20 protein-coding genes are annotated in these 20720 nt (G+C 67.8%); 2 read left to right on the top strand and 18 right to left on the bottom strand.

Features of this window, described 5'->3' with window-relative positions; genetic code table 11:
• Nucleotides 1-21: 21 nt before the first annotated feature.
• From P7V53_RS06345 to P7V53_RS06320, 6 genes are read right to left on the bottom strand one after another with little or no spacing between them, the layout of a single operon-like run.
• Nucleotides 22-708: a response regulator gene (locus P7V53_RS06345; protein ID WP_280154636.1), complete on the bottom strand. Its 687-nt coding sequence runs from the start codon at nucleotides 706-708 to the stop codon at nucleotides 22-24.
• Nucleotides 705-2198: an ATP-binding protein gene (locus P7V53_RS06340; protein WP_280154635.1), complete on the bottom strand. Its 1494-nt coding sequence runs from the start codon at nucleotides 2196-2198 to the stop codon at nucleotides 705-707. Before P7V53_RS06340 ends, P7V53_RS06345 begins: the two co-directional genes overlap by 4 nt.
• Nucleotides 2199-2234: 36 nt before the next feature.
• Nucleotides 2235-3266, bottom strand: a complete 1032-nt coding sequence (locus tag P7V53_RS06335) for a S49 family peptidase (protein ID WP_280154634.1) — start codon at nucleotides 3264-3266, stop codon at nucleotides 2235-2237.
• A gap of 42 nt (nucleotides 3267-3308) precedes the next feature.
• Nucleotides 3309-3695 carry a Rieske 2Fe-2S domain-containing protein gene (locus tag P7V53_RS06330; RefSeq protein WP_280154633.1) on the bottom strand — a complete coding sequence of 129 codons (387 nt, stop codon included), beginning with the start codon at nucleotides 3693-3695 and terminating at the stop codon, nucleotides 3309-3311.
• Nucleotides 3688-4350 (bottom strand): HAD-IA family hydrolase, encoded by a 663-nt coding sequence (locus P7V53_RS06325; RefSeq protein WP_280154632.1) that lies wholly within the window; start codon nucleotides 4348-4350, stop codon nucleotides 3688-3690. The genes P7V53_RS06330 and P7V53_RS06325 overlap by 8 nt, the downstream gene beginning before the upstream one ends.
• Complete coding sequence (locus P7V53_RS06320) at nucleotides 4347-5300, bottom strand: RluA family pseudouridine synthase (RefSeq protein ID WP_280154631.1); 954 nt, start codon at nucleotides 5298-5300, stop codon at nucleotides 4347-4349. Before P7V53_RS06320 ends, P7V53_RS06325 begins: the two co-directional genes overlap by 4 nt.
• A gap of 722 nt (nucleotides 5301-6022) precedes the next feature.
• Between P7V53_RS06320 and P7V53_RS06315 the strand changes: the two genes are divergently transcribed.
• Entirely contained in the window at nucleotides 6023-9016 is a 2994-nt protein-coding gene (locus P7V53_RS06315; RefSeq protein ID WP_280154630.1) for an Rne/Rng family ribonuclease, read from the top strand.
• Between the two features lie 61 nt (nucleotides 9017-9077).
• On the opposite strand, the gene nagZ is transcribed toward P7V53_RS06315, so the two are convergent.
• Genes nagZ through lepA form a run of 9 tightly spaced genes read right to left on the bottom strand, consistent with a single transcriptional unit; the run spans nucleotide 9078 to nucleotide 16975 of the window.
• Entirely contained in the window at nucleotides 9078-10124 is a 1047-nt protein-coding gene (nagZ, locus tag P7V53_RS06310; protein ID WP_280154629.1) for a beta-N-acetylhexosaminidase, read from the bottom strand.
• Entirely contained in the window at nucleotides 10121-10525 is a 405-nt protein-coding gene (gene acpS / locus P7V53_RS06305; RefSeq protein ID WP_280154628.1) for a holo-ACP synthase, read from the bottom strand. The genes nagZ and acpS overlap by 4 nt, the downstream gene beginning before the upstream one ends.
• Complete coding sequence (locus P7V53_RS06300; RefSeq protein WP_280154627.1) at nucleotides 10522-11307, bottom strand: pyridoxine 5'-phosphate synthase; 786 nt, start codon at nucleotides 11305-11307, stop codon at nucleotides 10522-10524. Before P7V53_RS06300 ends, acpS begins: the two co-directional genes overlap by 4 nt.
• 7 nt (nucleotides 11308-11314) lie before the next feature.
• A complete protein-coding gene (gene recO, locus P7V53_RS06295; RefSeq protein WP_280154626.1) occupies nucleotides 11315-12103 on the bottom strand; it encodes a DNA repair protein RecO in 789 nt (262 codons plus the stop codon).
• Nucleotide 12104: 1 nt separating this feature from the next.
• Nucleotides 12105-13037, bottom strand: coding sequence for a GTPase Era (era, locus tag P7V53_RS06290; protein WP_280154625.1), 933 nt, complete (start codon nucleotides 13035-13037; stop codon nucleotides 12105-12107).
• 23 nt (nucleotides 13038-13060) lie between these two features.
• On the bottom strand, nucleotides 13061-13765 hold the full coding sequence (gene rnc, locus P7V53_RS06285) for a ribonuclease III (protein WP_280154624.1): 705 nt from the start codon (nucleotides 13763-13765) through the stop codon (nucleotides 13061-13063).
• 17 nt (nucleotides 13766-13782) lie between these two features.
• Nucleotides 13783-14157, bottom strand: coding sequence for a DUF4845 domain-containing protein (locus tag P7V53_RS06280; protein ID WP_280154623.1), 375 nt, complete (start codon nucleotides 14155-14157; stop codon nucleotides 13783-13785).
• A gap of 44 nt (nucleotides 14158-14201) precedes the next feature.
• The gene (gene lepB / locus P7V53_RS06275) at nucleotides 14202-15167 is read right to left on the bottom strand and encodes a signal peptidase I (RefSeq protein WP_280154622.1); all 966 of its coding nucleotides are present in this window, start codon (nucleotides 15165-15167) and stop codon (nucleotides 14202-14204) included.
• Nucleotides 15167-16975 carry a translation elongation factor 4 gene (gene lepA, locus P7V53_RS06270; protein ID WP_280154621.1) on the bottom strand — a complete coding sequence of 603 codons (1809 nt, stop codon included), beginning with the start codon at nucleotides 16973-16975 and terminating at the stop codon, nucleotides 15167-15169. Before lepA ends, lepB begins: the two co-directional genes overlap by 1 nt.
• Here lepA and P7V53_RS06265 point away from each other — a divergent pair.
• Nucleotides 16974-17264: a hypothetical protein gene (locus P7V53_RS06265; RefSeq protein WP_280154620.1), complete on the top strand. Its 291-nt coding sequence runs from the start codon at nucleotides 16974-16976 to the stop codon at nucleotides 17262-17264. The two genes, lepA and P7V53_RS06265, sit on opposite strands and share 2 nt — an antisense overlap.
• 203 nt (nucleotides 17265-17467) lie before the next feature.
• Here the strand turns inward: P7V53_RS06265 and P7V53_RS06260 are convergent, their stop codons facing one another.
• From P7V53_RS06260 to P7V53_RS06250, 3 genes are all read right to left on the bottom strand, one after another.
• Nucleotides 17468-18958 (bottom strand): DegQ family serine endoprotease, encoded by a 1491-nt coding sequence (locus P7V53_RS06260; RefSeq protein ID WP_280154619.1) that lies wholly within the window; start codon nucleotides 18956-18958, stop codon nucleotides 17468-17470.
• A gap of 98 nt (nucleotides 18959-19056) precedes the next feature.
• Nucleotides 19057-20076, bottom strand: coding sequence for a MucB/RseB C-terminal domain-containing protein (locus tag P7V53_RS06255; RefSeq protein ID WP_280154618.1), 1020 nt, complete (start codon nucleotides 20074-20076; stop codon nucleotides 19057-19059).
• A 5-nt stretch (nucleotides 20077-20081) separates the two neighbouring features.
• Nucleotides 20082-20720, bottom strand: a complete 639-nt coding sequence (locus P7V53_RS06250) for a sigma-E factor negative regulatory protein (protein WP_280154617.1) — start codon at nucleotides 20718-20720, stop codon at nucleotides 20082-20084.

The raw sequence follows: 20720 nt of genomic DNA, 5'->3' as shown, positions 1-20720 counted from the left end.
AGGAACGCATAAGGGTGGCGGCTACTCGTCCGCCAGGCGATAGCCCACGCCGGTCTCGGTCAGCAGATGCCGCGGCTCCGCCGGATTGCGCTCGATCTTGGCGCGCAGCTGCGCCATGTACAGGCGCAGGTAGTGCGTGTGGTCCGTGAACTCCGCGCCCCACACCTCGCCCAGCAATTGACGGTGCGTGACGACCCGCCCCGCGCTGCGCACCAGCCTTGCCAGCAGCGCGAACTCGGTGGGCGTGAGGTGCAGCACCCGGCCGTCGCGCTCCACGCGGCGGGTCTCGAGGTCGATGCGAAGATCCTCCAGCTCGTGGCGCGTGCAAGCGGCGGCGAGCGCGGTGCCGCGGTGGCGCAATGCCACGCGGATGCGGGCGAGCAGTTCGCCGACGCTGAACGGCTTGGTGAGGTAGTCGTCGGCGCCCGCGTCGAGCAGCTCGATCTTCTGCGCTTCCTGGTGCCGCGCCGACACGACCACGATCGGCATCGCACTCGTGCGCCGTACTTCGCGCACCAGCACCGCGCCGTCGCCGTCCGGCAACCCGAGGTCGAGCACGACGACGTCCGGCGATGCATGGCGCAGCAGCGCCGACGCTTCGCTGACCGACACCGCCGTGGTGACCTCGAAGCCTTCCACCGCGAGCGACGATTGCATCAACGCGCGAATCTCGCGGTCGTCCTCGACGACGAGCACCTTGAGGCTCATGTCGCCGCGCCTTGCGAGGGCTGCTTCTCCACGGGCAGCGCGAGGCGGAAGCTGCTGCCGCCGCTGCGCCGGCGGCGGACGTCGAGCCGGGCGCCATGCGCCTGCGCGATCGCACGGCACACGGCGAGGCCCAATCCGACCCCTCGCCGCGCATGCCCGGCGTCGCCGCGCACGAAGGGCTCGAAGAGGTGCGCCGCGTCCTCGGGGGCGACGCCGGGGCCGCGATCCTTCACGCAGACGCACAGCTCGCGGGCATCGTGCGAAATCTCGATCTCGACCGGTCCGTCGCTGTACTTCAGCGCGTTGTCGAGCAGGTTCTCCAGCAGCTGCGCCAGCAGCACGGCGTCGGCGCGCACCAGGGGAAGCCCGGCAGGGACACGCGAGCCGATGGGCCGCGTCGGATGGCGCTGGCGGATCCGCGCCAGCACCGCGCCGACGATTTCTTCCAGCGACTCCCAGTCGCGCCGGAGGGTCAGCGCATCGCCGGACAGGCGCACCAGCTGCAGCGTGTTCTCGGTGAGCGTCGCCAGGCGGTCGGCCTCGTGCTCGATGCTGGCGAGCAGCCGGTCCTGTGCGGATTCGTCCAGGCGCATGCGCTGCGAGCGCAGCGAGGACGCCGCGCCGACGATGGTCGCCAGCGGCGTGCGCAGGTCGTGTGAGACCGCGGCCAGCAGCGTGGTCTGGATCTGCTGCCGTTGCGCGTCCACCCGGGCGGCCTGCATGGCCGACTGCAGGCGCAGCCGCCACACCGCCTGGGCCAGCAGTGCGCACAGGGCCTGGGCGTGATCCCGTGATTCGACGTCCGCGGCAACGGCCGGCAGCACACGCGCGGCGCCGACGACGCGGCCACTGCCACCCAGCGGCACATACCACGCGTCGAGCCCGGGCCATCGCGCGGTTCCCGGGCCGAGCACCGCCGCCTCGGTCATGCAGCAGCGCAACGCATCGCGATGCTCGTCCGCCGCGCCGCGCGGCGCGCCGTCGTCATCGGCGAGGACCAGCGTGCAGGGCCCGGCAAAGGCAGCCGCCAATGCGCGTTCACCGATGGCGCCCACCTCCGGCTCCGACGCGGCGGCGGCCAGGTCGACCGCCACCGCCTGCAGGTGACGCGCACGCCGTTCGTTGCGCCGCGCGACCTCGGACTGGCGGCGCAGGGCCGACGAGAGGGAGTTGATGAGCACCGCCACGGCGAGCATCGTCGCCAGGGCGATGAAGTGCTCGTGGTGCTCGACGGCCAGCGTGTAGCGCGGCGGGACGAACAGGAAGTTCAGCGCGACGACGCTGCCGCAGGCGCAGATGACGGCCGGCACCCAGCTCAGCGTGTACGCCGCCACGACGACCGCGAGCAGGTAGATCATCGCCTGGCTGGTCAGCGAGACCTCCGCGTCCAGCCCGACCGCGATCAGGGTTGCCGCGACCCACAGCGCAGGCACGATCGCCCACGGGCGCCAGCCCGCGGCGACCTCACGCTCGAGTGGTGTTGCACCCATGGCGCCGAGCGTACCCGCCGGCGCATCAGGATCGCATCAGCGCAATCCGATGCTTCCCTGCAGCGCCCGCACCGCACCCGCGCCGATCGACGCGCCGAAGCGCTTGACCAGCCGCTCGGCGATGTTCTCCTTCGGCGTGTAGTCGATGATCTCCTCGGCCTTGACGACTTCGCGCGCCACGTAGTCGAGGTTGCCCAGCTTGTCGGCCAGGCCGTTCTTCACCGCCTCCTCGCCGTTCCAGTACAGGCCCGAGAAGGTGTCGGCCGTTTCCTTCAGCCGCTTGCCGCGGCCCTCCTTCACGACGCGGATGAATTGCTTGTGAATCTGGTCGATCATCGCCAGCGTGTACTCGCGCTGCTTGGCGTTTTCGGGCGAGAACGGGTCGTTCATGCCCTTGTTCTCGCCGGCGGTGTACAGGCGCCGCTCGATGCCGAGCTTTTCCATGGCGCCGGTGAAGCCGAAGCCGTCCATCAGCACGCCGATCGATCCGACGATGCTCGCCTTGTCGGTGTAGATCTCGTCGGCCGCGACGGCGATGTAGTACGCGCCCGACGCGCACATCTCCTCGACCACCGCATAGACCTTCTTGCGGTGCACGGCCTTCAGCCGGCGAATCTCGTCGTTGATGATGCCGGCCTGCACCGGGCTGCCGCCCGGCGAATTGATGCGCAGCACGATGGCCTGGGCACCCGAGTCCTCGAAGGCGGTCTTCAGCGCGCTGACCAAGTGCTCGGCGCTCGCCTCCGCATCGACCGCGATCTCGCCGCGCACTTCGATCAGTGCGGTGTGCGGACCGGTGGGCACGTTGGCGGCGCGGCGCGCATTGACGAAGGACAGCACCAGCATCAACAGCAACACGAACCACATGATGCGGAAGAACACCCGCCAGCGGCGCTCGCTGCGCCTGTCCTTCATGTAGTCGCTGGCGAACTGCTCGATCACGTGGTCCAGCGAGCGCGGGACGGCCGCCGCCGCGGCGGTGTTCGCCGCCGGTGCGGTGAAGCTGGGCTCGGCCTTGACCGGAGGCGGCGTGGGCCCGGAACCGGGCAGATCGTCTTGCGGATTCATCGGGGGCTTTCGAAGGCGGGGGGCGCGAGGCGCGGCGGGAAGTCAGTCGGCGAACGCCGGCCGGGTGTCGCGGGAAGGATACCAATACACCTGCCCGTCATGCTCCTCAACCCTCAGCGCAGTGAGCTTGCCGCGCCCGCACGGGCCGCCGATGCACTGGCCGTTGCCCGGCAGGTAGGCCGCGCCGTGGATGGAGCACAGGATGAACTCGCGAGCGCTGTCGAGGAACTCGCCCGGCTGCCAATCCATCTCGGTGGGCACGTGCACACAGCGGTTCAGGTACGCCACCACCTGACCGTCGAAGCGCAGCACGAAGGCGCGCGCGGGCTGGCGGAAATGCAGCACGTCGAACACCAGCGCCGTCCCGCGCTCGGCCAGATCGGCCGCGCCGCACAGCCGCTGCGGCGGCAGATCGAACGTGTCAGGCATGCTGCGCAAGCCAATCGTGCAGATCGGTCATCGAATGCGCGACGTGCAGCGGCGCGAAGGACTCGAACGCCGCGGGCTCGTGAGCGCCGTAGCCGACGCCGATGCTGGCGGCGCCGGCATTGGCGGCCAGCTGCAGGTCGTGGGTCGTGTCGCCCACCATCAGCGTGCGCTCGGCGTCGACGCCGAACTCGCGCATCAGCTCGACCAGCATGCGCGGATCCGGCTTGGAGGCGGTTTCGTCCGCGGTGCGCGTGCCGTCGAACACGCCCTTCAGCTGCACGCTGGAAAGCGCCTCGTCGAGCCCGCGCCGTGACTTGCCGGTCGCCACGCCGAGCCAGTGGTGGCGCGCCTTCAGCGACTGCAGCATCGCCAGCGTTCCTTCGAACAGCACGACCTCGTGCTGGCGTGCGAAGTAGTGGTGGCGATAGCGGTTGCCGAGCTCGGGATAGCGCTCGCGCGCCAGCCCCGGGGCCGCATGCTGCAGCGCCTCGACCAGGCCCATGCCGATGACGTAGCTCGCATCGCGGTCGCTGGGCACGGGCACGCCGACGTCGGCGCACGCGGCCTGGATGCAGCGCGTGATCAGCGCGGTGGAGTCGAACAGCGTGCCGTCCCAATCGAAGACGACGAGGTCGAACCGGCGGGGACGGGTCATGAGGGGAGTACTTCGAGCAGGGCCTGGAAATCGGACGGAAGCGGCGCCTCGAGCTCGATTGTCTCGCCGCTCGCAGGATGCTCGAATCGCAGCAGGCGGGCGTGCAGGAACATGCGGTCGAAGCGGCGCCCGGGCAGCGCTTCGCCGCGCGCCAGCGCCTTGTTCAGGGCGAAGTCGCCATACTTCTCGTCGCCGGCGATCGGATGGCCTTCGTGTGCGAGGTGCACGCGGATCTGGTGCGTGCGGCCGGTCTTGATGGTGACGTCGAGCAGCGTGAAGCCGGCAAACCGCTTCGCCACCTTCACCAGCGTGATCGAGCGGCGTCCCTGCTCGGGATCGGACGTTCGCACGCGGCGCTCGCCTTCGGCGGTGAGGAACTTGTGCAGCGGCACGTCGATGACCTTCTTCGACGCGGGCCACGCGCCCTGCACCAGGGCGGCGTAGGTCTTGCCCGTCTCGCGGCTGCGGAACTGGTCCTGGAGCGCGGTCAGCGCGGAGCGCTTCTTGGCCAGCAGCAGCAAGCCCGAGGTTTCCTTGTCGAGCCGGTGCACCAGCTCCAGGAAGCGCGCCTGGGGCCGCGCCTGTCGCAGCTGCTCGATGACGCCGAAGCTCACACCGCTGCCGCCGTGGACCGCGACGCCGGCCGGCTTGTCGACCGCGACGAGCTGGTCGTCCTCGTAGACCACCGGGAATTCGCGCGGCGGCGCCGCGGGCTCGGCGCTGCGATCGGCCAGCCGCACCGGCGGCACGCGCACCTCGTCGCCGATCGCCAGCCGCGTGTCGGCGGCGGCCCGCCCCTTGTTGACCCGCACCTCGCCCGAGCGGATGACTCGGTACACGTGCGTCTTCGGAACGCCCTTGAGCAGCTTCAGCAGGAAATTGTCGAGGCGCTGTCCGTCGGCGCCCTCGTCGATGCGCAGCCGGGTGACGGCCGGCGTGGCCTGCGGCACGCTCGCACGCCCCGCGGACGAGACGGCCTTTGTCTTCGCAGCCGGTTTGCCCCCTATAATGCGTTGCACCACGTTTGCGATGTAAGTGATTGATTTTCCTGAGTTTACTCGGGGCACTTCAGAGCAGACGGGGCGGCTGGCGCAAGGCGCGCCTGCGACAAGGTGATGCAACGCTTCTCGGCGTACGGCGGGCACCGTCCCCAAGTGACGAGGCGGCCGACAGCCGGCAAGCGGCAGAGCAAACGTAGAACGAACCACAAAGGCTCCCGAGCCCCGAGACACAAGGTTTTCAGGCAGAAGACACGGACCAGCCGGCCGCAAGGCCTTCAGCCCCGCCACTTCCACCCGCGTCCAGTGACCACGCGAATGCCGTCCCCGAAACTCCCGTCCCCGCGCACGCTGCGCTCGCCCCAGGCGGTCCTGTCGACCCCGGGCGAAGCCTTCCCGTGCGCGGCCGGCCGAGGGTGGCGGACCCGGCCCCCACGCGCGGCTGCGCCCTCGCCCACCCGGCGATACGGCGCAGCGCGGCGGGCGCCCCTCGCTTCCCGCACTGCCACGCACGCGCCAACGCTGCCCGCCTGATCGCGGTTCGATCGGCAGGCAGTCCAGGGCGATTCCTTCTTCGGTTCTCCACGTTTCTCGTGCATCGATGAGTCGCCGCTGAACGATCGGTGGCGACGTGACGAGCCTGCCTCCCGAACGGGGGCGGCAAAGGAGTGCACATGAAACGCATGCTGATCAACGCGACGCAGCCGGAAGAGCGGCGCCTCGCGATCGTCGACGGCCAGAAGCTGCTCGATTTCGAGACCGAGATCGAGGGTCGCGAACAGCGCAAGGGCAACATCTACAAGGCGGTCGTGACTCGCGTCGAGCCCTCGCTCGAGGCCTGCTTCGTCGACTACGGCGAGGATCGCCACGGCTTCCTGCCGTTCAAGGAAATCTCGCGCAACTACTTCCGCGACGGCGTCGACGTGCGCTCGGCGCGCATCCAGGACGCGATCAAGGAAGGCGACGAGCTCCTGGTGCAGGTGGAGAAGGAGGAGCGCGGCAACAAGGGCGCGGCGCTCACCACCTTCGTGTCGCTAGCCGGCCGATACCTGGTGCTCATGCCCAACAACCCGCGCGGCGGCGGCGTGTCGCGCCGCATCGAGGGCGAGGACCGCGAGGAGCTGAAGGAAAACCTCGACCAGCTCGAGTACCCCAAGGGCATGAGCCTGATCGCGCGCACCGCCGGCATCGGCCGCAGCGCACCCGAGCTGCAGTGGGACCTGAACTACATGCTCAAGCTGTGGACCGCGATCGACGGCGCGGCCAAGGGCGGCAAGGGCGCGTTCCTGATCTACCAGGAGTCGTCGCTGGTCATTCGCGCGATCCGCGACTACTTCACTGCCGACATCGGCGAGATCCTGATCGACACCGACGACATCTTCGATCAGGCGCAGCAGTTCATGAACCATGTGATGCCGGAGACGGCGAACAAGGTCAAGCGCTACCGCGACGACGCGCCGCTGTTCTCCCGTTTCCAGATCGAGCACCAGATCGAGACCGCGTTCTCCCGCACGGTGAACCTGCCATCGGGCGGCGCCATCGTCATCGACCATACCGAGGCGCTGGTCTCGGTCGACGTGAACTCGGCGCGGGCCACCCGGGGCAGCGACATCGAGGAAACCGCCACTCGCACCAATCTCGAGGCGGCCGACGAGATCGCGCGGCAGATGCGGCTGCGCGACCTCGGCGGCCTCATCGTCGTCGACTTCATCGACATGGAGGAGTCGAAGAACCGCCGCGAGGTCGAGACCCGGCTGCGCGATGCGCTGCGCCAGGACCGCGCCCGGGTGCAGTTCAGCTCGATCTCCAAGTTCGGCCTGCTGGAGCTCAGCCGCCAGCGCCTGCGCCCGGCCTTGAGCGAAGGCAGCCACATCACCTGCCCGCGCTGCAACGGCACCGGCCACATCCGCGACACCGAATCGTCGGCCCTGCAGATCCTGCGCATGGTCCAGGAGGAGTCGATGAAGGACAACACCGCCGCCGTGCATGTGCAGGTGCCGGTGGAGGTCACCTCCTTCCTGCTCAACGAGAAGCGCACCGAGATCACCAAGATCGAGATGAAGCAGCGCGTGACCGTGCTGCTGGTGCCCAACAAGAACCTCGAGACGCCGAACTACCGCCTGGAGCGCCTGCGCCACGACGACCCGCGCCTGGAGAACCTGCAGGCCAGCTACACGATGGTCGACGAGGCCGAAGAGGAAGTCGGCTTCACGCGCCGCGAAAAGGCCAAGGCCAAGCAGGAGCCGGTGATCAAGGGCATCCTGCCCGACACCTCCGCACCCGTCGCGCCGCCCAAGGCCGAGCCCGTGCCGGTCGTCGTGCCGGCACCGGCGCCGGTGGCCGCCGCCGCAAGGGTGGAGCCGGCCGGTGCCGGATTCTTCGGCTGGATCAAGAAGCTCTTCGGCGCCGCCGAGCCGGCGCCGGCCGTCACGACCCCGGTGTCCGTGGCCGCGACGGCGTCCGAAGCGGGCGAGCGGCGCGAAGGCCGCGGCGAGCGGGGCCGCGGTGGCCGCGGCGAGCGCGACAAGCGCGAAGGCCGGCGCGGCGAGCGGACCGCGGGTGAAACGCAGCGAGCGGCCTGCCGGGAGCGCGGCGAACGCGCGGAGCGCGGCGAACGCGGTGAGCGCGGCGAACGCGGTGAGCGCGGCGAACGCGGCGAGCGCGGGGGTCGCGATGGCCGCGGCCGCCGCGGCGAACGCACCGAGGAAGGGGTGAGCCCCGATACTGCGAAGGTGGCCGCCGAGGAGCGCGGAGCACGGCCTGAGCGGGCCGAGCGCGGCGAGGCGCGTGGTGAGCGCGGCGAAGGCCGCCGCGGACCACGTCCCGAGCGCGAACAGCGCCGTCCGGCGGTGCCTGCCGAAGCGGCCAACGACGAGACCGTCCAGGCCTTCGTCGACACGGTGCCCGGCATCGAGAGCACGGAGGGCGCCGGCGAAGGGCGCGAGGGCGGACGCCGGCGACGTCGCGGCCGCGGCGGACGCGATCGCGACGACGCACGCCAGGGCAACGGTGCGGCAGCGCCCGAAGGCACGGTCGAGGCCGCGGCCGAAGTGCCCTTCACCGCCGTGGCGGTCGACTCCGACGCCGATGCGGCCCCGGTGAGCGGCACGGCTGCTGCAACCGACGACGGCCTGCCGCCCGGGGAGACCGGCGAGCGCGAAGGCGGTCGCCGCCGCCGCGGCCGGGATCGCCATCGCCGCGAGCGTCGCGAGGACGAGACGCCCACCGGCGTCGAGGCGGCATCTGCCGTCGCATCCCTCGAGGTACCGGCCGCGGCGCAAGTCGATGTCGGCGCGGTCGAGGCGGTTGCCGAGGCGCAGCAGCGTGCAGAGGTTTCGCCTGCTCTGCCGGCCACGCCGGAGATCGAGCCGGTCCACGTGGCCGCGGCCCCCGCGCCGGCCGTCGTCGCCCCGTTCCGTCTGCCGACGGACGAGCTGCAAGCCGTTGCCGAGGCAGCGGGGCTGCAGTGGGTCAACTCCGATGCCGAGAAGATCCGCGCTGCCCAGGAAGCCATGGCCAGCGAGCCCAAGCCGATCCACGTGCCGCGCGAGCCGAAGCCGGTCGTCGCCGTTGACGAAGGCCCCCTGGTGCTGGTCGAGACGCGCAAGGACCTGACGCAGTTCAAGCTGCCGTTCGAGACCACACAAGGCTCGCAGCCCCAGGCCTGACGCCAGCCGCGGCCCACCGGCCACGCCGCCGCGGCTCACGCCCGGCGGCGTTTTTCATGGCTCACGGCAGACGTTCGAGGGCTTGCATGTACGTGGCGTGGTGCATCAGCTCGTCCCACGGCAGCGGAGCACTCTGCGGCAGCAGGTCCAGCCGCCGCGCCTCGCTGTGCGGGTCGGCCTGCCAGCGGCCCTGCTCCAGCGCCTGCTGAAGACCGTCGAGCAGCTCGTCGACCGGCCTGCCGCCGTCGACCTTCGACTGGTTGCACAGCAGCACCATGTCGCAACCCGCGTTCAGCGCGGCAATGCCGCCTTCCACGGGACTGCCGGCCACGCGGGCGCCTTCCATGCTGAGGTCGTCGCAGACGATGGCTCCGGCGTAGCCCATCTGCCCGCGCAGGATCTCCTTCAGCCAGCGCGGCGAGAAGCCGGCCGGCAGCTTGTCGACCTTCGGGAAAGTGACGTGCGCCGGCATCACGCAGGTGAGCGCCGAGGACAGCCAGTCGTAGGGGCGCGCGTCATCGGCCAGGATTTCTTCGAGCTTGCGATCATCGACGGCGCGCGCCACGTGGGAATCGGCCACCGCGTAGCCGTGGGCCGGGAAGTGCTTGCCGCAATTGGCCATGCCCGATCGCATCAGGCCCAGCATCAGCCCTTGTGCCAGCACGGTCACGACGCGCGCATCGCGATGGAAGGCGCGGTCTCCGACGACTTCGCTGCGCTCGTGGTCCAGGTCCACCACCGGCGTGTAGCTGAGCTCCACGCCGCAGGCGCGCAGCTCGGCGCCGAGCACGTAGCCGGCCGAGATGGCCGCGTCGACGGCGCGCATCGCATCCTGCATCCACAGCTCACCGAATCTGCGCATGGCGGGCAGGTGGGTGAAGCCGTCGGTGCGGAACCGCTGCACGCGGCCGCCCTCGTGGTCGACCGTGATGAGCACGTCCGGTCGCAGCGCCTTCACTTCCGCCGTCACCTCGGTGAGCTGACGCCGGTCCTGCCAGTTGCGGGTGAAGAAGATCAGGCCGCCGGTCAGCGGATGCTGAAGGCGCCTGCGATCGTCGTCGTTCAGCGTGTGGCCGGCGATGTCGAGGATGACGGGGGAGTGGTTCATTCGGGGGTGCTGTTCTTTTCGACGACGACGAAGGACGCGGCGTACTCGGACTCGTCGCTGACCGTGACGTGCGCCGTGAGCCGGCGAGCCTCGAACCAGTCGGCGAGCTCGCCATGCAGGCGCACGACGGGCTTGCCGCTGCGCTCGTTGAGGATCTCGCAGGCACGCCAGGTCATGGGCATGCGCATGCCGAGCCCGATCGCCTTGGAGAAGGCTTCCTTGGCCGAGAAGCGCGTTGCCAGGTAGGAGATGCCGCGCTTCTCGGCCTTGGCGCGGCGGTCGCGGAAGACATGGATCTCGTTCGGACCGAGCACCTTCTCGGCGAAGCGGTCGCCGCGCCGCTGGAGCGTGGCCTCGATGCGCCGGATGTCGCAGACGTCCGTGCCGATGCCGTGGATCATCGTGCGCTGGCCTTCCGGATGCAGCGCAGGTAGTCCTTCACGGTCTCCGCGAGGCCCAGCTCCAGCGCATCGGCGATCAGCGCATGGCCGATCGACACTTCCTGCACTCCCGGCACCGCGGCCAGGAAGTCGGCGAGGTTGTCGCGGTTGAGGTCGTGCCCGGCGTTCAGCTCCAGTCCCTCGCGCAGTGCGGCCTGCGCGGTGGCAGTGAACGCGGCCAGCACATCGGCCTGCAGCGGCGTGCCGTGCGCACGTGCGTAGGTCTCGGTGTACAGCTCGACGCGATCGGCGCCCAGCTCGCGCACCGCCCGCATCGCGCCGGGCAGCGGGTCCATGAACAGGCTCACGCGCACGCCCAGCGAGCGCGCTTCGGTGATCACCGGCGCGAGGCGCGAAGCGTCCTGCGGGAACGTCCAGCCGTGGTCCGACGTGGCCTGGCTCGTTTCGTCGGGCACGAAGGTGCATTGGTGCGGCCGCACCGCGCGCACGAAGTCCATCAGGTTGTGGAACGGATTGCCCTCGATGTTGAACTCGGCCTGGGGCCACTGCTTCATCAACCCGGCCAGCTCGTGCACGTCGTGGGCGCGGATGTGACGCTCGTCCGGACGCGGGTGGACGGTGATGCCTTGAGCGCCAGCCTGCAAGGCGAGGGTCGCCGCCCGCGTGACGCTCGGGATGCCGAGCGCGCGCGTGTTGCGCAGCAGCGCGACCTTGTTGAGATTGACCGACAGCGCGGTGACTCCGCGCTTCTCGTCGAGGCCGGTGGTGAGCAGTGGATTCATGGTCGGTTCATCTCTCGAGGCTTTGCACGTCGAGCATCACCTGGCGGGTGCGCAGCACGGGGCTGCCCAGATGATAGTGAAGCAGCGCCCGCAGCATCGTCCTCAGCTCCGGCAGCGCCGAGGCGCTGGCTTGCTGCAGCGCCGCGACGCTGCCGTGCGAGAGGGCGGCCTGCAAGCCGATGAGCACCGTGCCGCAGACCTGCACTTCGTCGCTGCGCGGCGCCGCCACGCCGGCTTCGGGCAACAAGGCGTACCCGGCGTCCTGGCGGACATCCTCCTGTGTCAGCGTGACCAGGCTCAGGTCGGGCAGCACGCCGATCTCCTTGAGCAGGCGCAGCTCGAAAGCGCGCAGCGCGGCCTGCACCTTCAGGTCGTCGGCGTCGGCCAGGCACGGCAGCGTCTGCGCGTACGTATCGAACAGCAGCGGATGCGGATCGTGGCGCGCCATCAGCTTCATCAGCAACTCGTTCAGGTAGAAGCCGCTGAACAGGGCCGCTCCGGTGAGCATGGCGGCGCCGCCGGCCCACTCCGCGCTGCGCAGGTTCTGCACCTCGCTGACCGCTTCTTCGCCTGCTTCCGACTTGGGAACGCGGCCGAGGGCCACGTTCAGGCGCTGGAACGGCAGCAACACCGGACGCAGCTGCGAATACGGGCGCTTGGCGCCTTTGGCGGCCGCGGCCACGCGGCCCTGCTCGCGCGTGAACAGATCGAGGATCAGGCTGGTCTCGCTCCAGTCGTAGCGGTGCAGCACATAAGCCGTCAGCGACGACGGCGCCCGCGGCGCGCGAGTCACCATCTCACTCGTAGCCGTAGCTGCGCAGATGCTCTTCGTCGTCGGCCCAGCCCGAGCGAACTTTCACCCACAGCTCGAGGAACACCTTGGCGTCCATCAGCGTCTCGAGCTCCTGGCGAGCCTCGCTGCCGATGCGTTTGAGTCGTTCCCCTCCGCTGCCGATGATCATGCCCTTGTGGGCATCGCGCTCGACGACGATGCTGGCGGCGATGCGTCGCAGCGCGCCTTCTTCCTCGAACCTGTCGATGACCACGGTGGAGGCATACGGCAGCTCGTCACCGGTGAGGCGAAACAGCTTCTCGCGGATGATCTCGCTGGCCAGGAAGCGCTCGCTGCGGTCGGTGAGCGCGTCGGGCTCGTAGAACCACGGCTGCGCGGGCAGGTACGGCTTGAGGATGCCCAGCAGGCGCTGCACGTCGGCTTCCTTGGTGGCCGACAGCGGCACGAACTCCGCGAAGGCGTGCCGCTCCTGCATGCCCTTGAGCCATGGCGCGAGCTCGGCGCGCCGGTGCACGTTGTCGAGCTTGTTGGCGATCAGGAAGACCGGCTTGCCGCTCATCGCATCGCCTTGCATCAGGCCGAGCACCTTCGCATCATCGAGCCCGAAGCGACCGGCTTCGACGACGAACAGCACGACGTCGACATCGGACAGCACGCCCTGCACCGTGCGGTTCAGTGTGCGGTTCAGCGCGGCGCCATGACGCGTCTGGAAGCCCGGCGTGTCGACGAAGACGAACTGCGCCTCGTCGATGGTACGCACACCGGTGATGCGGTGGCGCGTGGTCTGCGCCTTGTTCGACGTGATGCTGATCTTCTGGCCCACCAGCGCATTCAGCAAGGTGGACTTGCCGACGTTGGGACGGCCGACGATGGCGACAAGGCCGCAGCGCTGCGGAACCTCGTCGGTGGCGCCGCCGGGCGCGTCGTTCACGGTCATGGGCGATGGATCTGGAGGAGCGATCAGGACCGCAGCGGGCTGCCGGGTCGATCGGTGGCCTTCAGTGCATCGAGCATACGGCGCGCCGCTTCCTGCTCGGCCAGCCGCCTCGATCGGCCCTCGCCCGAGTGCGACAGGTTCAGCGCGGGCACCGAGCACTCGACCTCGAAGGTCTGCGCATGCGCCTGTCCGCGCGTGGCGCTGATGCGGTAGATGGGCACCGGCAGCTTGCGAGCCTGCAGCCACTCCTGCAGCTCGGTCTTGGCATCCTTGCTCCAGTTGCCGATCTCCGTCGTCGCGATGATCTCGCCGAACATCCGTTGCACCAGCGCACGCGCAGCATCGAAGCCACCGTCGAGGAAGGTGGCACCGATGACCGCTTCGAGCGCATCGGCAAGGATGGAGACGCGCTGCGCGCCGCCACCGCGCGCCTCGCCTTCGGACAGTCGCAGAACCTCGGGCAGGCTGAGCGACAGTGCGACCTTGTGCAGGCTGTCCTCGCGCACCAGATGAGCGCGGATGCGGGTGAGATCACCCTCGTCGGAGCCCGCGAAGCGCTCGAACAGCAGGCTCGAGATGGCCAGGCTCAGGACCGCGTCGCCGAGGAATTCGAGGCGCTCGTTATGGTCGGCGCCGAAGCTGCGGTGCCGCAGCGCACGCTCAAGCAGGTCTTCGTTGGCGAAGCGGTGGCCGAGACGTTGTTGCAGTGCGGCGAGTCGGGCGTCCATGGGTGTACTGCAGCGGACTACTTTTGCTTGGAGCTTCCCTGGTATTTGATCAGCAGGTATACCGGGCTCATGATCTCCACTTCCTTATCGTAGGCAAAGCGGATCACGATCTTGTCGTTCTCTTTCGTGATGTCGAGGTCCTTCGCGGAGATCGACGTGATGGAGTATTCGATCTGCTTGGTCCTCTCGAACGCGGCACGAATCTCCGGCACGGTATTCAGACCTTCGGAAGCGATCTTGTTGACAGCCTTCTGAATGGTGAAGTATTCGTTGACCGTGGGCAGCACCCGCATGGCGAGCAGCGCGACGAAGCCGATGATGATGGCCCACAAGAGCAGCCCGAGCAGTGTGATCCCGCGCTGGTGCCGCATTGCCTCAAGCTTCCCCGTCATGCATGTTGCTCCGTCGTTATTGCGTGTCTTCCCGTCACGCTGCGTCACTGAAACGATCCGATGCGCTTCAGGTCGCCGAAATTCATCCACACGAAGAACGCCTTGCCCACGATGTTCTCGTCGGGCACGAAGCCCCAGAAGCGTGAGTCCATCGAATTGTCGCGGTTGTCGCCCATCATGAAGTAGTGACCAGGCGGCACCTTGCAGGTCACCCCTTCGGCACTGTAGCGGCAGTTCTCGCGCAGCGGAAACGTCTCGTTCACCGGCAGATACAGCTGCCGCCCGCGGTCGACGAGGATGCGGTGCTCCACATTGCCGAGCTTCTCGACGAACTGCTTCTCCACGCGCAGCGTTTCCTCGTTGAAGAAGTCAGGCAGCTGCGAGGTCGGCGCCGGTTGGCCGTTGATGAACAGCTGCTGATTCCGATACGACACCTCGTCGCCGGGCACGCCCACCACTCGCTTGATGTAGTCGATGCTGGTGTCCTTGGGATAGCGGAACACCATGACGTCGCCGCGCTGCGGATCGTGATTGGCGATGATCTTCTTGTTGATGACCGGCAGCCGGACGCCGTAGTGGTATTTGTTGACGAGGATCAGATCGCCGACGAGCAGCGTGGGGATCATCGAGCCGCTGGGTATCTTGAATGGCTCGAAGAGAAACGAGCGCAGCAGGAAGACGATGAGGATCACCGGGAAGAGCCCGGCCGTCCAGTCGAGCCACCAGGGCTGCGCGAGCACCGCCTGCTTGGCCTCGGCCACGTCGCCGTCGATCTTGGCGATGCCCTGGCGCGCGAGGTTCTGGCGCCGCACCGCGTCCTGCTCCTCGAGGTTGCGGGCGGCGACCAGGCGCCGCGGCGCGAATACGAAGCGCTCGGCGAGCCAGTAGCCGAAGGTGACGATCGTCAGGACGAATAGCAGCAACGAGAAGTTGCCTGTCCATCTTCCGAGGTACCAGCCTCCGAGGTACACCACGAGGCCGCCATAGAGCAAACCGGTCAACGAACTCATCAATCGTCCACTTGGAGGATGGCCAGAAACGCCTCCTGCGGCACCTCGACGGAGCCGATCTGCTTCATGCGTTTCTTGCCGGCCTTTTGTTTTTCCAGCAGCTTGCGCTTGCGGGTGATGTCGCCGCCATAGCACTTGGCGAGCACGTTCTTGCGAAGCGCCTTGATTGTCTCACGCGCGATGATGTTGGCCCCGATGGCCGCCTGGATCGCCACGTCGTACATCTGACGGGCGATGAGCTCGCGCATCTTGGCCACCACCGCCCGGCTGCGGTACTGCGACTGGCTGCGGTGAACGATGATCGACAGCGCGTCGACCTTGTCGCCGTTGAGCAGGATGTCGACCTTCACGACGTCCGCGGCCCGGTACTCCTTGAACTCGTAGTCCATCGAGGCATAGCCGCGCGACACGCTCTTCAGCTTGTCGAAGAAGTCGAGCACGATCTCCGCCAGCGGCATGTCGTACGTCAGCATCACCTGGCGACCGTGGTAGGCCATGTTGATCTGGTCGCCGCGCTTCTGGTTGGCCAGGGTCATCACCGGCCCGACGTAGTCCTGTGGCATGTACAGGTGCACCCGAACGATAGGCTCGCGGATCTCGGCGATACGCCCCAGGTCGGGCATCTTCGACGGGTTCTCGACGTGGATCACTTCCTTGTTGTTCAGCTCCACCTCGTACACCACCGAGGGTGCCGTCGTGATCAGGTCCTGGTCGAACTCGCGCTCGAGTCGCTCCTGCACGATCTCCATGTGCAGCAAGCCGAGGAAGCCGCAGCGAAAGCCGAAGCCGAGCGCCTGGCTCACCTCCGGCTCGTAGCGCAGCGACGAATCGTTGAGCTTCAGCTTCTCCAGCGCGTCGCGCAGCGAGTCGTACTCGCTCGCCTCGGTCGGATAGAGCCCTGCAAAGACCTGCGGCTGGATCTCCTTGAACCCCGGCAGCGGCTCGGCGGCGGGGCCCAGGTTGTTCGGCAGCTTCTTCTCGAGGGTGATGGTGTCGCCGACCCGTGCGGTCTGCAGCTCCTTGATGCCGGCGATCACGAATCCCACCTCGCCCGCGTGAAGCACCTCGCGCGACTGCGCCTTCGGCGTGAAGACGCCGAGCTGCTCGGCGGCGTAGACCGCATCGCTGGCCATCAGGCGGATGCGCTCGCCCTTGTTGAGCTCGCCGTCGACGACTCGCACCAGCATGACGACGCCGACATAGTTGTCGAACCACGAGTCGATGATCATGGCGCGCAATGGCGCCTCCGCCCGTCCCTTGGGAGACGGCATGCGGGCGATGACGGCTTCCAGGATCTCGTCTATCCCTTCCCCGGTCTTGGCGCTGCAGGGGATGGCATGTTCGGCGTCGATGCCGATGACGTCCTCGATCTCTTCCTTGGCGCGCTCCGGATCCGCCTGCGGCAGGTCCATCTTGTTCAGCACCGGCACGACCTCGACGTGCAGGTCCAGGGCGGTGTAGCAGTTGGCGACCGTTTGCGCTTCGACGCCCTGGCTGGCGTCGACCACCAGGAGCGCGCCCTCGCACGCGGAGAGGGAGCGGCTCACCTCGTAGGAGAAGTCGACGTGCCCCGGCGTATCGATCAGGTTGAGGTTGTAGGTGCGTCCGTCGCGGGCGGTGTACTGCAGCGCCGCCGTCTGCGCCTTGATCGTGATCCCGCGCTCGCGCTCGATGTCCATCGAGTCGAGCACCTGCGCCTCCATCTCGCGATCGCTGAGGCCGCCACAACGCTGGATGATGCGGTCGGCAAGCGTGCTCTTGCCGTGGTCGATGTGGGCAATGATGGAGAAGTTTCGGATGTGATCCATGCTGATCGTTCAAGGCCCCTTTCGCCGGGCAGCGAAAGCTCACATCGCGTGCGATGCGAAGGCGCGAAGCGCCGTGCGGAAGCCAAAACAGGAGCTAAAAAAAAGGCACGTCGAAGTGGTGACGCGCCTTCCAACAAAACGTATGGCAACTGCTTGTTGGGCCTTCATTGTAGCCAAAAGCACCCCGCTGGAGACCGCGCCATTGCTTGATTTCTTCCCGTTGCGAGCCTCCAACAAAGAAATCCATCCACACTTTATCCACAAAACGTTGTGGACGGCTTGGGGATAGTTTGACGACCCATCGCTCGTTGTCAAAACCGGTAGTAAAGCGACTTCGTGAGCATCGCATTGCACTCGGGACGCGCCTCAATCTGACACGACTCCGGTCGTACGTTAGTGAACACCAACGTAGCACCTTCACTCGCGTCCGTCCGCTGAATTGCCCTGTCTTTCATGTAGTGGAAAGACCGGGCAGTTCAGTCGGCGACCCGTTCAGCGCGCCAGGCGGATCACGACGTAGTTGACCCAATCGCCGCGACGCACCAGCACATTCACCGGCTTTGCCTTGTCCACCTTCGCTGCGACGGACTCGAATTGCTTCGCGCTGCCGATTTCGATGTTGTCCAGCGAAAGAATCACGTCGCCTTCACGCAGCCCGGCGCGCGCCGCAGCACCATCCACTGTCTCGACCCGCACGCCGCCCTTCACCTTCAGCTCGCGCCGCTGGACTTCGGTCAGATCGGACACGCCCAGCCCGAGCGAGCCCGACGTGGCCTGCGGGGGCTTGGAATCGCCGCGTTCCGGCCCGGCCGCGCGACGTTGCTCGTCCTCGAGTTCAGCCACCGTCACCGACAGGTCGCGGTAGTTGCCGCGTCGGAACACCTGCAGCGTGGCGCGCGAACCCGGCTTGGTGCCGCCGACGATGCGGGGCAAGTCGCCGGCCTTGTCGATGAGACGGCCCTCGAATTTCGTGATGATGTCCCCCGCCTCGATACCCGCCTTCTCGGCCGGGCCACCGCTCTCGACGCTTCGAACCAGCGCGCCCATCGGCTTGCCCAGGCCGATCGATTCCGCCACGTCCTTGGTCACCTGATCGATCTGCACCCCGATCCGGCCCCGGATCACGCGACCGCTCACCCTCAGCTGCTCGGACACGCGCGAAGCCTCGTCGATCGGAATCGCGAATGAGATGCCCATGAAGCCGCCGGAGCGGCTGTAGATCTGCGAGTTGATGCCGACCACTTCGCCGCGCATGTTGATGAGCGGCCCTCCCGAGTTGCCCGGATTGATGGCCACGTCGGTCTGGATGAACGGCAGGAAATCTCCAGTGTCGCGGCCCTTCGCACTCACGATGCCCGCGGTGACGGTATTGGCCAAGCCGAACGGCGAGCCGATCGCGATGACCCATTCGCCGACCTTCAGTCGATTGGTATCACCGATGCGCACGGCCGGCAGACCGGTGGCATCGATTTTCACGAGCGCAACGTCGGTGCGCTTGTCGGCGCCGATGATCTTGGCCTTGAACTCGCGCCGATCGGTCAGTGTGACGAGGACCTCGTCGGCACCGTCGACGACGTGCGCATTCGTCATCACGAAGCCGTCGTTTGTCAGGATGAAGCCGGAGCCGACGCCGCGCGCCTGGGGCTCGGCGTCGGGCTGAGGCTGCTGCGGCTGGCCGCGACGCGGGTTTTGCGGCTGTCCGGGGATCGGAACGCCGAAGCGGCGGAAGAATTCCAGCAGGTCTTCATCCATTTCGCCAGGAGCGCCGCGATTCGCGCGTGCCCGCTCGGTGGTGCGGATGTTGACCACCGCCGGCCCCACCTTCTCGACGAGCTCGGTGAAGTCGGGCAGCCCGGTGGCCTGGGCTCGCGCCTGAGCCGGCGCCAGCGCCGCACCCAGCGCGACCCCGATCGCCAGCACGCTCGACCACAGCGCGCGCGCCAGCGGCGATTCGAACGAAGAAAGGAAGATTTGCGATTGCATGTCGAAGAACCCCACCGTGAAACCCGTCACCCATACGCCCACGCATGCGATCGGGCCAGCTGCGCAAAAGCTGGCCCGACGCTGCACGGCCCGATACGTTACTTCTTGCGTTCCAGCCCTTGGGCGAACGCCTTCAGCGTCGCCGCGGGAACATCACCGACCACGGTGATCCACCAGTCGCCTTGCCTGCGCATCAACGTCTGGGTGGCTCCGATCGTGGTCAGCATCTGGCTCGTGTGGCGTTCGGCGGTGAACGGCTCGATGAAGACGGAGACGTAGGTCAGTCCGTCCGAGAAGATCGTCTGCAGCGCCTGGCCGGCCGGCCCCGCAGAGTCACCGCCGTTGGGCCCTTCCATCGGGCGCTTGACGCAGCTGACCTGCCGGAATCCGGGCACGATCTGCTTCAGGCTCCAGCCTTCGGCGTCGAGCTTGGTGGGCACCAGTGAGGGCCGCACGATGCGGTAGCCGTCGAGCTTTCGCATCGGTTGCACGACCGACTCCGGCTGCGGGCGGACGTTGATCGCCACATCCGAGAACGCCGATGTCTCCAGCAGCTCGCCGTTGCTGCCCAGCACGTCCGCGCGAAGCAGCAAGCCCGATGTGCGCTCGGCCCACAGCCGATAGCCGAAGCGGTGCTCGTCGCGGGGTCGGAGCAGCAGCACGCTTGCTTCGTGGCCGGCAATTCGCTCGCTGCCCTGTGGGCGGACCTCGTAGAACTCGGCGATGCGGTCGTCTCCGACCTGCAGCAGCCCCGGGAAGGTATTGACTTGGTCGCGCTGCTCGATCAGCGCCACCCGCGCCTGCGGCCACAGCGTGTGCACCACTTCGTTGTGGCGGAACACATGGCGTGTCTGGCCGTCGAGCGAATCAATGCGCTCGTACTGGTTCGTCCCTTCGCAGTAGTGCGCGATCCGCGCACTGGAAACTGCCCCGCCAGCGCTGACGATGAAAGTGCCTTGGAAATTCCGTCTGCTGGCCGCCTCATGGATGCGCATCAGCCAAGCTCGCACCTCCTTCGGTTCGACCGGGGATTGCGCAGGTGCCGGGCCGGCGGTTGCCGGCAAGAACGCACACAGGACGCTGACCATCGTCAGCGCGAGCAGGGGTCGATGCAGCATGCGGTTCAGCGGCTGGGAGCTTCCACGGCCGCATGGCGCAGGAAGCCGGACGGGACGCCCAGTGCCGACGTGCCGGCAAACTGCTGATGCGCCGCGAGATAGCGGTCCAGCCGTGCGTCGCGGACGAACCGTCCGTTCGGTGCGAGGTTGCGCTGGACCACGGTTTCTTCAGGTGCCAGTGCGGGCGTCGGAACAGTGAGCTTGCCGCCGGTCGCGACCTGCGCATCGGCGGCACCGGATCCCGACAGCGGCCCTCGCGTGACCATCAGTGCACCGGCGACCAGGACGAAACCGGCCGCGACGGCCGAGGGCGCCATCCATCCCCAGCGGACGGTGCGCCCCGGGGTGTGGAGGGCTGGGGCGGCAGACTGTGGCGCAAGCACCGTCGGCTCGGAAGCGAGCCGCTCGCGCAACGTCGAAAGGAAAGTCGCGTCATGAGCCGCGTGGCTCGCGAGGTCATCAGAACGAAGCACGTCTCCGATGAAGTGATAGGTATGCCAGGCCGAACGCAGATCGGCATCCTGCCGCCAGTCGGCGCAGATGCGCGCTACGGCGGCGGCGTCGAGTTCGCCGTCCGCCAGCGCGGACAGGTTCTCCATCGGGGGCCGGTCGCTCTCAGAACCGTTCGACATGTCGTTCTCCAA

The sequence above is a fragment of the Piscinibacter sp. XHJ-5 genome, assembly GCF_029855045.1.
Taxonomy (GTDB): domain Bacteria; phylum Pseudomonadota; class Gammaproteobacteria; order Burkholderiales; family Burkholderiaceae_C; genus Albitalea.
This window is presented reverse-complemented; position numbering and strand designations above follow the sequence as displayed.

Excerpts from the sequence above, each read along its gene's own strand:
- P7V53_RS06345 (WP_280154636.1), bottom strand. The coding sequence starts at position 708 with ATGAGCCTCAAGGTGCTCGTCGTCGAGGACGACCGCGAGATTCGCGCG.
- P7V53_RS06340 (WP_280154635.1), bottom strand. The coding sequence starts at position 2,198 with ATGGGTGCAACACCACTCGAGCGTGAGGTCGCCGCGGGCTGGCGCCCG.
- P7V53_RS06335 (WP_280154634.1), bottom strand. The coding sequence starts at position 3,266 with ATGAATCCGCAAGACGATCTGCCCGGTTCCGGGCCCACGCCGCCTCCG.
- P7V53_RS06330 (WP_280154633.1), bottom strand. The coding sequence starts at position 3,695 with ATGCCTGACACGTTCGATCTGCCGCCGCAGCGGCTGTGCGGCGCGGCC.
- P7V53_RS06325 (WP_280154632.1), bottom strand. The coding sequence starts at position 4,350 with ATGACCCGTCCCCGCCGGTTCGACCTCGTCGTCTTCGATTGGGACGGC.
- P7V53_RS06315 (WP_280154630.1), top strand. The coding sequence starts at position 6,023 with ATGAAACGCATGCTGATCAACGCGACGCAGCCGGAAGAGCGGCGCCTC.
- nagZ (WP_280154629.1), bottom strand. The coding sequence starts at position 10,124 with ATGAACCACTCCCCCGTCATCCTCGACATCGCCGGCCACACGCTGAAC.
- acpS (WP_280154628.1), bottom strand. The coding sequence starts at position 10,525 with ATGATCCACGGCATCGGCACGGACGTCTGCGACATCCGGCGCATCGAG.
- P7V53_RS06300 (WP_280154627.1), bottom strand. The coding sequence starts at position 11,307 with ATGAATCCACTGCTCACCACCGGCCTCGACGAGAAGCGCGGAGTCACC.
- recO (WP_280154626.1), bottom strand. The coding sequence starts at position 12,103 with ATGGTGACTCGCGCGCCGCGGGCGCCGTCGTCGCTGACGGCTTATGTG.
- era (WP_280154625.1), bottom strand. The coding sequence starts at position 13,037 with ATGACCGTGAACGACGCGCCCGGCGGCGCCACCGACGAGGTTCCGCAG.
- rnc (WP_280154624.1), bottom strand. The coding sequence starts at position 13,765 with ATGGACGCCCGACTCGCCGCACTGCAACAACGTCTCGGCCACCGCTTC.
- P7V53_RS06280 (WP_280154623.1), bottom strand. The coding sequence starts at position 14,157 with ATGACGGGGAAGCTTGAGGCAATGCGGCACCAGCGCGGGATCACACTG.
- lepB (WP_280154622.1), bottom strand. The coding sequence starts at position 15,167 with ATGAGTTCGTTGACCGGTTTGCTCTATGGCGGCCTCGTGGTGTACCTC.
- P7V53_RS06265 (WP_280154620.1), top strand. The coding sequence starts at position 16,974 with ATGCTGATCGTTCAAGGCCCCTTTCGCCGGGCAGCGAAAGCTCACATC.
- lepA (WP_280154621.1), bottom strand. The coding sequence starts at position 16,975 with ATGGATCACATCCGAAACTTCTCCATCATTGCCCACATCGACCACGGC.
- P7V53_RS06260 (WP_280154619.1), bottom strand. The coding sequence starts at position 18,958 with ATGCAATCGCAAATCTTCCTTTCTTCGTTCGAATCGCCGCTGGCGCGC.
- P7V53_RS06255 (WP_280154618.1), bottom strand. The coding sequence starts at position 20,076 with ATGCTGCATCGACCCCTGCTCGCGCTGACGATGGTCAGCGTCCTGTGT.